The organism is Pseudoalteromonas sp. APC 3495, from assembly GCF_030407645.1.
Lineage (GTDB): Bacteria > Pseudomonadota > Gammaproteobacteria > Enterobacterales > Alteromonadaceae > Pseudoalteromonas > Pseudoalteromonas tetraodonis.
Genome location: NZ_JASDDA010000015.1, coordinates 34554 through 49877, shown reverse-complemented (window position 1 = coordinate 49877; position 15324 = coordinate 34554). Strand labels below are relative to the sequence as shown.

The following is a 15324-nucleotide window of genomic DNA, read 5'->3' as shown; positions in this document are numbered from 1 at the left end:
AAATTTTACAAAAAAAATGCGTCATTTTTTGCGTATTCAATATACGTTATTTTTCTTCTTTACGGTGACTTTATTAACATTTAATCCTGTGTTTGCTTCGCAAAATTTAGCACCTGTAAGGCTTTCGTCACTCAGTGGTTTTGATGTTGAATTTGCGCCGATTCAAAAAACAGAGTTTATTAACGGGCAAAGTTTAATTGGTGAAGTCAATTTCAAACCTGGGGTCAATTATACGGTGCTGTTTGCGTTTGATGTACAGCAGGTTCGTTACTTATACCCTAACGGCAGCATGGTTGAAAAGGGCGCCACTATTGCAAGCGTTGAGGGCAGTGATGTACACCATTTTTTAGATGCCTATCAATCAGCAAAAGACATGCTCGCTATTGCTAAAAGCCATTACGACATAAACCAACAACACTTAAAAAACAAAATAATAAGAAGTTCTGAATGGGTTGAAATCACAAAAAGCTATTTTGAAGCCAAGCTAAATTTTGAACATATGCAACATCAAATGGCATTTTTAAACATTGATGATAATGAAAACGTGACCTTAGTGAGTCCAAAAACGGGCATTTTAAAACTCACTAATGAGTCGGGAAACCGTGTGATGGGTGACACCGCGTTTGATATTATCGATGCAAGTAGTATTCGCGTTAAGATTAAAGTCCCTCTTAGTTTTTCCAACACGTTAGCGCATTTCAAGCTGTCACAAAGTTGCAGCTTAAATATTGAGAGCTATGACAGTATTGCAGATAAATACCATCAAATAGTGTGGGCGTCGCCAAGCTCAAATGAGTGCCAGCTTAGACTGGGGCAAACTATCAAAGTCACACCGGTAAATAAATTAACGGGCTTTAAAATAGCAAAGTCAGCGGTGTTTGAATTTGAAGATGTTAATTACATTGCTTTAAAGTCTGGCGATAAGCTTGAGTTACTGCCGATTGAGCTCAAGGGTACACAAGGCAAAGACTATGTATTTACTGCTAACAAAAACCTAGATGATCAGCAGGTACTAATAAGCTCGGTAAGTGCGCTACAGGGTATGTTGCTTCACTTAGGGAGAGAGTAAATGTTAAACCAGCTTATTAAGTTTTCACTTACTCAGCGTTTGTTTGTTAGTATTTTTGTTATTGTTGCTATGGCCATTGGTGCTAAATCTTGGTTAAGTATTCCGGTGGATGCTTTTCCAGAAATATCGCCCACCCAAGTTAAAATAGTTTACAAATTACCCGGCATGAACGCCCTTGAAATAGAATCGCAAGTAACACGGGTGATTGAAACCGAATTACTGGGTATTCCGTCACAGCAAATGCTGCGCTCTACCACTAAGTATTCTATTACCGATATTACCATTGACTTTGAAGAGGGCACCGACATTTATTGGGCCCGTCAGCAAGTTAATGAGCGTTTATTAAATATTTTGCCCACCTTGCCCAGTAATATTAGTGGCGGCATGGCGCCAATGAGCACGCCTTTGAGCGAGGTGTTCATGTTTACTATAGAAAGTACTCACTTATCGCTGATTGAAAAAAGAGAGCTTTTAGATTGGCAAATTCGTCCATTACTGCGCACTGTAACCGGCGTTGCTGATGTAAATAGCCTTGGCGGCTTTTCAAAAACCTATGAAATACTTCCCAATACTTTATTGATGCAACAGCATCAAGTCAGCTTTGATGAAATGAAGTTGGCAATCACGCAAACGAATCAAAACGGTGGCATAGGGCGCTTAGAAAAAGGCAACGACACCTTAATTCTGCGCACTGAGGGCAAATACACCGATATAACCGCCATTGAAAATACCGTGATTAAGTCCACTCAAAATAAGGTTATTCGGTTAAGTGATATTGCCACGGTACATGTTGGCAGTTTAACCCGTTATGGCGCAGTCACTAAAAACAGTGAAGAGGCGGTACAAGGGCTTATAATTGCGCTTAAAAATAGTAATACAGCGCAAGTTGTTGCAGATGTAAAAGATAAACTTCGCACTATTGAAGCGTCATTACCGCAAGGCACAAAAATTAATGTGTTTTACGACCGTTCTAACTTAATAAATACCGCAATTAGCACCATTACCAGCGCATTAGGCCAAGCGATTATTTTAGTGATAGTGCTACTTGCCTTGTTTTTAGGTGATATTCGCTCTTCATTGGTGGTGTCTTTGTCTTTACCTATGTCGGCATTGCTGACATTTATAATGATGAAGCAGTTTGATTTATCGGCTAATTTAATGAGTTTAGGCGGCTTAGTGATTGCCATTGGTATGCTGGTGGACTCATCGGTAGTTATTGTTGAAAATATAGTGAATCGGTTGGCTAACAATCAGCACCTCCCTCGGCTGCATGTTATTTATCGCGCCTGTAAAGAAGTCGCGGCGCCAGTGTTCTCAGGCACAATTATTATTATTATCGTGTTTTCACCGCTATTAATGTTAACAGGGTTAGAGGGCAAGTTATTTACCCCAGTGGCGCTCACTATCGTGTTTGCCATGCTAAGTGCGCTGTTGTTGTCGTTAACGGTTATTCCAATTTTAGCCTCATTGTTATTAAAAAATGAACCCGTAACCCAGCCTAAAATGGTCACGCTATTACAAGGTTTTTATACTAAAACACTTGCCCAAGCAATTAAAAAGCCGGTGGCTATTAGTGTTATATCGGTAGCTGTTTTAGTGCTCAGTGGGGTGTTATTTCAGGGACTTGGTAAAAGCTTTATGCCCGTTTTAGATGAAGGCGACATTATTGTGCAACTGGAAAAATCGCCGAGTATTTCCTTGCAAGCCTCGCTGGATATCGATAAACAAATTGAAGCCACACTGTTAAAAAACACCCCAGAAATCGTACAAATTGTTGCCCGTACCGGATCCGATGAACTCGGGCTTGATCCTATGGGTTTAAACGAAACCGATGTGTTTATGGAATTAGCGCCAAAAGATACGTGGCGTTTTGACTCCAAAGCGCTGCTAATCGAGGATATTCGACAAACACTTACGCAATTTCCAGGGGTAAATATTGGCTTTACTCAGCCAATACAAATGCGGGTATCAGAAATGCTCACCGGTGGCACCGGTGATATTTCGATTAAAGTATTCGGTAATAACATTGCGACACTTGCCTCATTAGCTGAAAAAATCACGGCACTTGCCACTAATATTGACGGTGCAAGTGATGTGCAAATGGCGCTTATCGAAGGGGGTAAATACGTAAATATTAAACTTATTCCTGAGATTGCCAGTCAGTTTGGTTTAACCACCGAAGGATTAAGCGATTATTTAAAGTCGCAATTAGAAGGCCTACAGGTATCGGCACTGCAAGAAGGAAACCGCGTGATCCCTATTGTGTTTAATGCACAAAAAGGCGAAAGCGCAGCACACTTTGAGTTATCGTCAATGAGCGCATTAAAACAAAAGTTAATTTTAATGCCCGACAACAGCCTACTACCACTTGAAGAGGTGGCTAATATTAGCTTTAAAACGGGGCCATTGTTAATAGAGCGAGAAAAAGCAAAGCGCTTTGCTTCTGTAAGCGTTAATGTGGATAACCGCGATGTGGTTAGTTATGTAAATGAACTGGAAGCTAAAATTAATAGCAGCATAAAGTTACCCAGTGGTTTTACCTTGTCGTTTGGTGGCGAATTTGAAAGCCAGCAACGTGCAACACAAAACTTGCTGGTGCTTATTCCTGTGGCATTAATACTGATTTTCATTATTTTATTTACCACGTTTAAATCCTTATCTAAATCAACGCTGATAATTGCTAATATTCCGTTTGCATTAATGGGGGGAGTGATTGCCCTATTTATTAGTAATGAATACCTCTCGGTGCCTGCATCGGTTGGTTTTGTTGCTTTACTTGGCGTAGCGGTACTCAATGGTATTGTGATGATCAGCTACTTTGAGCAAATAAAAATGTTTTCTGCCAATGTAACGCAGCGCATTTTAGATGGCGCAAGCAGACGCCTTCGCCCAGTGTTAATGACAGCCACAACCGCCATGTTTGGTTTACTGCCACTGGTATTTGCCACCGGCCCCGGCGCTGAGATTCAAAAGCCATTGGCGATTGTGGTTATTGGCGGGTTAATTACCTCAACAATTACAACACTTTATTTATTACCTATCTTTTATGGTTGGTTGGAGAAAAAACATGGCTGAACAGTTACTTTTTACCCTAAATGTACCCACAAACATAAAAGATGACGTGGTTGATATATTAATTGGCATAGACTGCATTACCGGCTTTAACTTAAAAAACATTGAAGGCTACAGTAAAGAGCACAGTGAATTTGACATTGCCGAGCAAGTAGAAGGGCATCGCAGCTTTTATCAGTTTGAGGTGCATATATTATTACCTGAACTTGCCATAGTAAAAACGGCGTTAAGCCCTGTTTGTAAGTACACGCCGTTAAAATATTGGGTTACGCCTATAGTTGAAAGCGGGCATATTGTTTAGCTTTTTGTATTAGGTTTATTTTATAAGCTACTTCAATTGGATTGATATTTGAGCTTATTTAATTGATCTTAACAACTTATCAATGTTTAATGAGGCGATATGTCTTAACTGATTTTTATTATGCACTTTCTCAATAAGTACTTCTTACTTAACGATCATCATACTGCCCATGATGAAGTCGCACACTGGCGGGTGAGTGCACTACGGATAATTTTAACGCTCGTTACTTTGCTATGTTTTTTGGTCGTTTGTTATACATACACCCGCGCAATTGAATTTAACCTAATTTATATTGCAGTTATTACTATTAGTTTTTTCACTATTGCTTTTAGTCTTTTATTAGCAAGTAAGCGATTTTACACATTTAGTGCAAATGCACTTCTATTAACTATCGTTGCCGGTAGTTTATCAATGAATTTATTTTTAACTGACTTAGAGCTTGCCAAGGTGGGTTCTATGTTTATGTATTCATGTCCCATCATTGCTCTTATGCTACTCGGTTACAGAACGGCTTTGGCCTACGGTATTTTAAACATCATACCTTTTTACATGATTATTAATAATGTTGATTTATCCGGCTATTCAGGAATAGCAAGCCAATTACCAGAAGCTGACTTATATATTACAGGCCTAATATTTTTATTTTTTAATATTTGTATCCCACTTGCCACTGCGCGAACAATTGTTGCTGCCAAACGTTTAAACAAAACCATGTTAAATGCTAATAGCTTCCTTAAAGATAAAAACGAGCTTTATCGCACCTTATTTACTGAATCTAATAAAGCTAAAATTATTGTCGACGAAAATTTAGTAATTACAGATTTAAATCAACATGCTATTGAAATGTTTGGATTAAAAAACAGCTTGAAAGAAAAGGCTGTCAGAATTGATGGGTTATTCCCTGCACTTAATAGCAAAGAGTTAAATATAAAAAATCAAATCATAGAATATAAGAGTCGCTACTATAAGAGTAATTATCAGCAAATAGCAATGAGTACAAATTATCGAGTGTATGACTTTTATGATTGCACGCAAGAGCAGTTAATTAAACAAAACTTGTCTATGATGGAGCAAGAGAACAAACGTCTAAGGTTTAGAGACTCGCAAACGAAATTGCCTAATCGAGAGTGGTTTGAAATGCAATGCGATAGGTTAACGTCTAAATACCAAAAAGGGTTTTATATTGTCGTTACACAAAGCGCAAATAGTGAATATTTAAATTTAAAACTTAACAAAGCTGACTCGCAATCATTGCTAATTACTGCTTATAAGCGCTTAAAAGCAATGTCAGAGGGGCCTTTGCTTTGTGCGTCTATAGAAGGTGGCAAACTTGGCTTTATTATTGGTTCAAGCTCAAGTGAACAGCAAAACAAGTTATTAATACAAATTAAAAGCACCTTAGATCAAGCTTATGATGTGTTTGGTACTAATTACCAACAATCATTTTTATTTGGTTTTGCTAAGTGTCCTGAGCATGGTGAAAATAGTGCGATTGTTCTTAGTAATGCGTGTGAGGCGCTCAAACTCGCAGACTATAACTCGCCATTTAATGGTTACAATCAAAAACAATCACAGGCCTTTATGGAAAAGTATGAAATTTCCATGTTACTTGATGAAGCTTTGCAACAAAATGATCTGTCAGTACATTATCAACCTAAAGTGAATGCAAAAGGTGAATGTATAGGGCTTGAAGCATTAGCTCGTTGGCATAGCTCTGTACTTGGCAGTGTATCGCCCGCTGTATTTATTCCTATTGCAGAAGAGTATAGAATGATTAGCCGATTAACGGACTTAATTATTCAAAAAGTCTGCGCTCAAATTGCCCAATGGAGTAAAGTTGGTTTGCCACTTTTACCCGTAGCAATAAACATATCTTTACTCGATTTTAGCCAAGCTGATTTTATGTCAAAGTTGGTAAAATATTTGGCGGATTTTAATGTAAAACCGAATCAAATAGAATTAGAGCTTACTGAAACGTCACTTGAGGCTAACCAAGTTCACTCTCTAAAACTTATGCAAACTCTGCAAGATTGGGGGTTCACTATTACAGTGGATGATTTTGGTGTTGGATACTCGAATATTGCACGACTTGCTGATTATCCCATTGATAAACTTAAATTGGATCGCTCTTTAATAAGTAAGGTTACAAGCTCTACACGCCAAAAAAGCTTAGTTAAAGCCGTGCATGTGATGTGTGATGAACTTAATATTAAGTGTGTAGCCGAGGGAGTAGAAACCGAAGAACAGGTCCTAATAATGTCCGAAATGGGATGTAAAGAGTTTCAAGGCTATTACTTTTCTAAACCTATGAGTGCTCAGGTTTATGCTGAATATATAAATCAAAATGGTCTGCTTTTTACGACAAAAAACTTAGCTACGGCGAAAAGTAGCTGAATTTAACAACTAGGTTCTAGTGACCTTGTTGGATTGATATTTGTTTAAACTAGGGTAAAAAACTCTTTGGTGTTAAATGCTGCTGAAATATCTCAGCAGCATTTTAGCTGTACTAGCTTATTCAAACACTCCTTTTATAACTGCATGGGTGTTTTGCACCATTAATGTGCCGTTAGCCCATACATACTCAGGGGTTAGGGTCTCTTTATCGAGAAGGACAACATCCGCGTCGCTCGCTGCTTTAAGACGGCCTTTATCAACTCCTAAAATATCGGCAGGATTACTGGTTATGCTCATTAAAGCGTGCTCAATAGGGACGTTATATTCTTTGACTGCTTGCTGAAACGAGGTTAATAAAGATGCCTCTTTGCCCACCTCAAGCCCTAATAAATTAAAGTCTTTATCAAAAATAGGTAAACTGGCATGGCCATCTGAGCTCATAGTGAGTTGATTTGGTGCTACGCCTTGTTCTAAGCAGTAGGCAAGGGCATGGGCTGCTGCATATTCACCATGGGCTAAATCATAGTCGGTTGTGCTGGTGGTAAAGTCGATAGTACCGCCCTGATCACAAAAGTGAATACCGGCATCAAGAAGTGCTTTATTGCGGTTCATATGCGTAGGATAAAACTGTTTAAGCTTAATATCACTTTGCTCAGCCACCTGATGTAAAATAGTTAAATGGCTATCAACAGGGCCAACATGAATACTCACAGTGCCTTTTTTACCACTGAGCATACCGGCTACTTTGGCCTCTGCTGCCAATTCTGCTAATTGCTGTACCGTAGGTTGGCTACTACGATGATCAGAAATCGCCACTTCGCCAACACCTATAAACTCCTCTATATACATGATGTCGTCAGTAATTGAGTGGGTGAGTGTTTTCGCGGGTAAATGATACGAACCGGTATGGCAAAATACATTCAGCCCTTGCTCTTTTAGGCCTTTTGCTTTGGCAACCAAGTTGGTCAGTGTACGTGAGCTTGAATCGGTACCCAGTGCGGCCACCACCGTGGTGGTGCCCGATAAGGTTGCATCGGTTAGGTTCATTTCAGGGGTGCGGCTGGCAAATCCAGCCTCGCCACCGCCACCGGTAATATGCACTAAAGAATCAACAAACCCCGGCGCAACCAGCTTATTTTTACCGGCAATCCGTTTGACGAGTACACTGCTGTCGAGGGTTATATTTTCGTCAATAGCAATGATTTTACCACCGCCAATTAAAACATCTTGTGTGCCTAGGAAGGTAGGTGCATAAACGGTTGCACCTTGAATTAAAGTTAACATAACAAATTCTTTTTATTGATAATTAATAAAGTAAGCAAGAAATATAAAGCCGCTTGCTAATACAAAAAGTGCTAGGGCAAAGCGCCAAATAAACGCAGCCCATTCTCCCCAATCTAATTTCACTACCCCTAAACAACCAATTAAACTAGCTGAGGTGGGAATTAAAATGTTGGTTAATCCATCGCCTAATTGAAAGGCCAATACCACAATTTGCCTTGATACATTGAGCAAATCGCCAAGTGGAGACATCAGTGGCATAGTGATGGCAGCTTGCCCTGAACCCGATGAAACAAAAAAGTTAAATACACTTTGAAACACCAGCATTCCCCAAGCTGCAATGTAATCTGGCACACTGGCTATGCTGTTTGCACAGTAATAAAGCAGGGTGTTGAGGGTTGAGGGAGTGGTTAAATCACTACCCCCTAATAGTAATACAATGCCTTTAGCCAATGCGACCAATAACGCCGCTGGCAATAATTCTTGTGCACCGTGTTTAAACGCATCCGCGCACTCATTCGCGGTTAGCTTTTTAAACACGATGGCAATTATTGCACTGATAAGGCCAATGCAAAAAAACTGTGCAGCAAGCTCAGGAATATAATATTGGCGCGCCATCACCCCCCATACAACCCAAGCTATGCCCAATACAAACACTAATAATGTGAGTGCATCGGCTAGGCTAAGTTTAATCGTTGGCTGATCACCCGTTTTTTGGGGTTGTGTTTTTATCCGTTTTGCATAGCGCATAGTAAACACAAGGCCTACAAGGGTAAAACAAGCCCATGCTAACATACGAAAGCCCGCACCTGAAAACACTGGGATTTCAGCTATCGATTGCGCTATAGCAATGCTAAACGGGTTCATCCATGAGGTGGCAAAGCCTATTTGCGTGGCCACATAAGTTGTAAGTACAGTGACTTTAGCGTCGTAGCCAAGTTGTTGCATAATAGGGAGCAGCACAATACAAAAGGCAATAGCCTCTTCACCCATACCAAATACCGCGCCGCCTAACGAAAATAGTAAAAACAGTAAGGGAATAAACAGCCATTCAACCCGCTGGGTCTTATTAATAAGTGCCATAATGCCGTTATTAATCGCACCGGTTTTCATAATAATGCCAAAGGCACCGCCAGTGATTAAAATAAACGCCATTACGCCAATCGCTGCACCATATTTATCACCCGATACGAGGCCTTCAAACAATACATTAGCTAAACCAATCTCGCCACCTTGTGCAAAAACAGGTGGTGATTGTTGGTCGTTAACTGCTTGATATTGTGAAAGCTGCACAGTATGGCTGTCAGGCTCTGCATTAAATACCCCAGGGGTAATAAATACCGTGGCCATATAGGCAATCACAGCCACGCAAAGCAAAATGATGCTTGCATCGGGCATAGAAAATTGTTTTTGTTTCATAATTTCACTTTAATAAAAGGTCATTGTGTTGATGCGTAAATAAACGCTTAAACGTACTTTAGCACTTAATAGGCAGTGTCACTGTAGCCATGACCTGTAATAAAAGGAATGCCGCAAAGCGTTTGCTTTGCGGCTAAGCGGTTAAAAACGGTAGCTAATACTTAATTTGTAATTAGCACCTAGGGCATTATGGTTGATTGAATCAAAGCCACGGCTTGAACCATAAAGTGTGGGTGGCTCTTTATCAAAAATATTATTGATGCGCGCGCGCAAAGTCAGCGATTTATTAACATAGTAACCCGCTGATAAATCCCAAACGAGCCAGTCATCAACCTGATGCTCACCTTTTGAGTCTAATACGCCAAGTGAATCTAGCTCATCAATTTCACGGCTACGCAGGCCTTCTATATCATCTTCGTAGCTGCTGGTGTAGTTTGCACCTAAGTTAAGGTAGTAACTTTGCGCTTCCCAATCTATTGACATACGCGCAATATTTTCAGGGTAGCGATAAGTTCCCACCAGCTTCTCTAACGAGTCAGACCCCGGTTTATTACGTTCAAACTCAAGGTAATGAGTGCCGTCAAAGGCAAAGGTCAAATCGCCGCTTGGTAATACAAACCTATGGTCAAACTTAAAGTCTATGCCAGCTAATGTTTGTGTACCAGTGTTTTCAAGTGGGATTGCATGATCGCGAAACAACGGTAAAAATAGCTCGTCATCACGTGGGTTAAATTCATCTATATAACTGCTTAAAATCTCAGTTAAATTAGCGCCGTCTTGCTCTATGTTTAAACCACTGTTGTCGGTGACATCACATAATGCTTCATCGTACGATATGCCTTGCTCGCCCGGTGGTACAATGCCACAGTGACGAAGTGATGCATCGGTTATGGCGCGATCTAACACAGCGGTCATGTTGGTATCGATTACTTCTTCATGATCAAACTGCCAATAATCAATGGTTAAATTAGTATTAGCCGAGGGACTCCATGCAAAACCAACACTAATAGCCTCAGATTCTTCTGCATTTAGGTTTGGGTTACCTAACTCTAACGAATTAACACTCACTTGGGTGCCATCACCCATACAGTATAAATCGGCTACAGCTTGGTTTGCACCACAGTCAAAAGTAGATTGTGTGGTTCTTAATTTAACGCCAGCCTGTGTTAATGATGGTGCTCTAAACGAGGTTGACCATGAACCACGAACAACTAACGAATCAGTTGGGCGATAGCTCAAACCTATTTTAGGATTAAAGGTGCCACCAAAATCATCGTAATGATCGTATCGACCTGCTGCTTGCAGCTCTATTTGCTCTGTGAGTGAAATACTTAATTCAGCAAACGCTGCATATTGAGTGCGATCGGCTTCTGATAAACTAGAGCCAAAGCCAAATACATCAACAAGGTAGTCTTTATCTGCTTGAGCTTGTGAATCAAGCGAAGGAATGTCGCTTAGCTCTTCACGGCGTGCTTCTACCCCAAATGAGGCATAGGCAGGTAGGTCATTAAAGGTAAATAGCTCACCATTAAAATTAGCATCCCAGCCGTAAACTGTACTTTCTCCGCTGCGTGTTGGGCGAGCTTGCGCTGTTGCTAAAACGGCATCATTAGCGGCGTCGCCTTGAAGGAAAGGGTTGTAAAAAGGCAGCAGTTCTCCCGATGCACAGTTTAAGTCACTACCGTCAAAACTTGCCAGCGTACCGTCTGAACATAGCTCGCCGGTGATAGCGCCATGGAACTGGTAACGATTATAAACCCCTGCAATCGCCTCCTGCTCTGAACGTGAGCGAGAAAAGGTTACCCCAGATTCCCAACCCCAGTCACCAATTTCACCACTTAGACTGCTTACCAAGCGAAAGTTTTTCGTTTCTACTTCCACCGTTCTTGGGGCATTAAAGCGCGCATCAAATGCAAAACCATACACTTCTCGACCACTTTGGGTATCAAATGGGTCAATGTAGAGTTGATCTAATAAATCATTACTACCATCGGCATTATCGTAAATAAATAAGGCGTCCTCTAAAACATACGGGCCATCGTCGTCATTAATTTGGTTAATAGGTGAGGGCGATGAGTACGCTTTTGCCTTGGTCTGACTGTAAAAAAAGTCAGTATGCCATTGCATACCACCAAGCTCACTATTAAACATAAAGCCGGTTGAAAGGCTTTCAAATGGCGTTTCTAGGTAATCATCTTGATTAGGGTAGTAAGCACAAATTTGTTCATCAAATTCAGTAGTAACTAATTCGGTTTTGCAGTTTGGTGATGGAAGTTCGTTACCATCTCGGCTGCTAAAATAATAAATATTAGGTGAGTTCTCCAGCTTAGGTAAATAGGAGTAACCATTCACTAAAGAGGGAGAGGCCGTGTAATTACGATCGGTCGCTTTAAAAGCGTTACGGTCATATATATCAGCAAATACCGTTAAGTTACTTTCGCCTATTTTTGTACCATAAACTAAGTTTAATTGTTTTTTACTTTCGTCATGCTGATCAAAGCTATCGGCAAACGAAGTATTGATTTCAGCGCCTTCAAAATCATCTTTTAAAATGTAGTTAATAACACCCGCTACAGCATCGGCACCATAAACGGCTGATGCACCGGTGGCTAAAATATCAATACGTTCAATGGCCGCTAGCGGAATAGAATTCACATCTACAAAGTTTTCAGTACCTGCAGCAAATGAACTAGGCGCAACTCGGCGGCCATTTATTAATGTCAGCGTTGCTGATGGCCCCATGCCTCTTAAGCTCGCAGCTGATTGACCCGCTGGTGTTGAGGTAGACGTACCGCCACTTTCAGAGGTTGAAAATGTGCCGCTTCCGCCCTTAAAAACAGATAAATCTTTGAGTAATTCATGAATGGTATTAGCGCCAGAGCGTTTGATTGCATCTTGGTCTAGTACGGTTAATGGGATAGTTCCTTCAAGATCAACGCCTTTTAAGCGAGATCCTGTTACTTCTACTCGTTCAATGTTGGTGTCGGTGTTGGTTTCTTGTGCATGTGCAAAAGTGATCGGGTTCAGTAATGCGCTTACTGTGGCCGCAATTGTTAGTTGACGAAACATCTTAAATACCTTTTGTCTTTTAAGCGCACAAAAACATACAAACAGATCTGTGGCTTTTAATTGTTATATTTTTAGACAGGGCAGTGGTGAAATGACACGCTAAGCCCCTCACTGTGAAAAAGTGAGGTGGTGGGCTACTCGTCAAACCACTCCGAAAGGTAGTGTGGTGAGTAGAAATATGTTGTAAGCAAACGTGCTTTTTTAAACATAATTCTCATTCCAAAAGGTTTTTGACAAAGCCAGCAAAGGGGTGCTAGCTTACTCGCGTTTTAAAGTTCCTTTTTTTTATAGCAAGTGAGAGACGCTCTCGCAAGTTATTTCTTATAATTTTTTACATGAGTATAACATAATGGAACGAATATATTTACCAAACAAACGGTTAGCTAAATCGCGCATAATAACGGCTCTTTTTTCGTTTTTTATTGCTTTTTCGCTGCAGTTAAGCGCAAAAGAATCTGAACAAACGTTAGTATTAGTCGGCGGTGCACTCACAACGTGTGCTAGTTTAAGCCCTAAAAATTGTGAAAAAAACACACAAATTCCGGGTAAAATACATAATGTATTTGCGCTCTCCCACGCTAAAATTAGTCAAATAAAGCAACAATGGCCAAGTAAAAATACGCAAGCTAAAAACAAAACTATTAAAAATTTAGCAACAATGCAGGCTAAATCATCACCTACATTGTCAAAAAAAGAGCTGTTATGGTTATGGCGCGATATTGATAGTAAACAGCTCAATAGTTTAACGGATCAAGAATACAATTTTGTAATAGATATGCTTGAAGTAGCGCAGCTGCAGGGCGACAATACGCGACTAAAAGAGCAGGTCAATACCGCGCTTAATAGCGAATCCGCCGCGACAGATATTTTGCAATTTATATCGGGCAGTTTAAAAGTAAAAAGTACTAACCCGAGCATACTAGCCATTACCGCCTCAAGCAGAGACCCTTATGAATCTGCTGATTTTTACGAAGGATTACTTCGTTTTCCCAATGTAAATTCACAATGGCTTGCATTAACTCCTGCGCTTGCTAAAGCAATAACTACCAATAAATGTGATGATTTAAACACGCTTAGGCACTCTGAAATGGGGCTATATCAACGTGAACATATTTACCCTGATCGCACTCAAGCAGAATATTTGCTGTGTAAAAACGGCACAGACGCTTTAGTGCAGCTAATCAAAAATAGTACCGGTGTTATGTTTAATGGCGGCGATCAAAGCTTAACGCGCAAGGTATTGTTTGATGAAAATAATCAGCCATATCCATGGACAAAAGCGTTACAGTCTCGCCCTGTTGTTGTAGGTACAAGTGCAGGCACCGCAGTGCAAAGTGGCGGGCAAGCGCACGGTGGTAATGTGGTTATGATCACTAATGGCACAAGTTTATCGGCATTGAAAGAAGGCGCGCAAGCCATTGATGCGCCCAGTGAGCGCTCAAACAGCGATAGTTTAACTTACAACCGCTTTGGGGGTTTAGGCACATTTAGTTACGGTGTACTCGATACACACTTTAGCGAGCGAAACCGTACATTAAGACTAGGCACTTTGCTCGACAGCTTTGGTGCAAATCAAGCTCAACCCGCATTTGGTTTTGGTGTAGACGAAACCACAGCCTTAGTGGTTATTAAATCTGAATCAGGGAATTTAATGACCGTAATTGGTAAAAATGGTGTGGTGATGGTTAAATCAACAGGGCAGGCTCAGGCTGAAACTAAAACCTACAGTTACTCGTACTGGCCTGCTGGCAGTGTGATTGATATTAAAAATAATGATTTTACCTTAAGTCAGCGCAGTATTAGCCAAGCATTGCCAGCAATTAAAATACCGCCTTTGCCGGTTCAGCGTTTCGGCAATATTTTAACGGATGCCAAATTGCGCTCTTTAACGCAAGCCATGTGCTTGAGCCAAGAACAAACAGCTGTTGGTCAGCAAGATGCGTTTATTATTAGTCTATCAACTAAGCCTGAGTCGGCTTATCACCGTATTAGTGCTGAGCAGTATGGCTGTGCGGTGAGTAATTTAGAAATTTCAGTGAGTACCTTTTAATTTAATTAAACACGCTGCTTAGTTGATTTTAGATTAAGCGGCCATACTATATTTAAAGCGTGTTATTAAATCACAACAAAAGGAAGGTTCATGAGTAAAGTAGCGGTTATTTATTTTTCTGGATATGGCCATACCAAAAAAGTGGCGGAATTTGTGGCTGATGGAGCAAACGCTCAGCTTATTGCAATCGATGAAAATGGTGATATTAAAGACACCGATTGGGATGCATTAAACAATGCAGACGCCATTATTTTTGGTGCACCTACCTATATGGGCTCATACCCTTGGCAGTTTAAAAAGTTTGTCGATGCCACCTCTAAAGTGTGGTTTACCATGGGTTGGAAAGATAAAGTGTTTGGCGGTTTTACTAATAGCGGCAGCCTAAATGGCGACAAACAAGTCACCCTAATTAGTATGCAAACGTTAGCTTCACAGCATGGTGGAATTTGGGTAAGCCTAGGGTTACCACCCGCCAATAAATTGGAATCAACCCGTCAAGACATCAATAACTTAGGCGGTTCGGTTGGCGTATTAGTACAATCACCTACTGATGCAGATGAAACGGCTATTCCATCAGGCGATTTAGAAACGGCTCGTTTATACGGTGAGCGCGTTGCTGAAATAGCAAAACGATTAAAGTAAAAATGACCTAAATTAAGTTTATTTAAT

At 40.5% G+C, this 15324-nt stretch carries 9 protein-coding genes; 6 read left to right on the top strand and 3 right to left on the bottom strand.

Translation table 11 applies throughout. From position 1 onward, the window contains the following. The first annotated feature begins 16 nt into the window (after positions 1-16). The 4 genes from QL984_RS08375 to QL984_RS08360 all read left to right on the top strand — a co-directional run bounded on the left by QL984_RS08375 (position 17) and on the right by QL984_RS08360 (position 6836). Entirely contained in the window at positions 17-1069 is a 1053-nt protein-coding gene (locus QL984_RS08375; RefSeq protein WP_232311340.1) for a hypothetical protein, read from the top strand. Next, complete coding sequence (locus QL984_RS08370) at positions 1070-4144, top strand: CusA/CzcA family heavy metal efflux RND transporter (protein ID WP_036956145.1); 3075 nt, start codon at positions 1070-1072, stop codon at positions 4142-4144. After that, positions 4137-4442, top strand: a complete 306-nt coding sequence (locus tag QL984_RS08365; RefSeq protein WP_013464618.1) for a DUF3240 family protein — start codon at positions 4137-4139, stop codon at positions 4440-4442. The genes QL984_RS08370 and QL984_RS08365 overlap by 8 nt, the downstream gene beginning before the upstream one ends. 120 nt (positions 4443-4562) lie before the next feature. Next, entirely contained in the window at positions 4563-6836 is a 2274-nt protein-coding gene (locus QL984_RS08360; protein ID WP_016899758.1) for an EAL domain-containing protein, read from the top strand. Between the two features lie 117 nt (positions 6837-6953). On the opposite strand, the gene iadA is transcribed toward QL984_RS08360, so the two are convergent. The 3 genes from iadA to QL984_RS08345 all read right to left on the bottom strand — a co-directional run bounded on the left by iadA (position 6954) and on the right by QL984_RS08345 (position 12605). Continuing rightward, positions 6954-8120, bottom strand: a complete 1167-nt coding sequence (gene iadA, locus QL984_RS08355) for a beta-aspartyl-peptidase (RefSeq protein ID WP_013464620.1) — start codon at positions 8118-8120, stop codon at positions 6954-6956. A 12-nt stretch (positions 8121-8132) separates the two neighbouring features. Then, positions 8133-9536 (bottom strand): putative basic amino acid antiporter YfcC, encoded by a 1404-nt coding sequence (gene yfcC / locus QL984_RS08350; RefSeq protein ID WP_036956147.1) that lies wholly within the window; start codon positions 9534-9536, stop codon positions 8133-8135. 141 nt (positions 9537-9677) lie between these two features. Then, entirely contained in the window at positions 9678-12605 is a 2928-nt protein-coding gene (locus tag QL984_RS08345; RefSeq protein WP_036956148.1) for a TonB-dependent receptor, read from the bottom strand. Between the two features lie 349 nt (positions 12606-12954). On the opposite strand from QL984_RS08345, the gene QL984_RS08340 reads away from it, so the two are divergent. Together QL984_RS08340 and QL984_RS08335 are read left to right on the top strand one after the other, a co-directional pair. Continuing rightward, positions 12955-14655 carry a cyanophycinase gene (locus tag QL984_RS08340; RefSeq protein WP_036956150.1) on the top strand — a complete coding sequence of 567 codons (1701 nt, stop codon included), beginning with the start codon at positions 12955-12957 and terminating at the stop codon, positions 14653-14655. Between the two features lie 90 nt (positions 14656-14745). After that, positions 14746-15297, top strand: a complete 552-nt coding sequence (locus tag QL984_RS08335) for a flavodoxin family protein (RefSeq protein WP_024601163.1) — start codon at positions 14746-14748, stop codon at positions 15295-15297. Positions 15298-15324 lie beyond the last annotated feature (27 nt).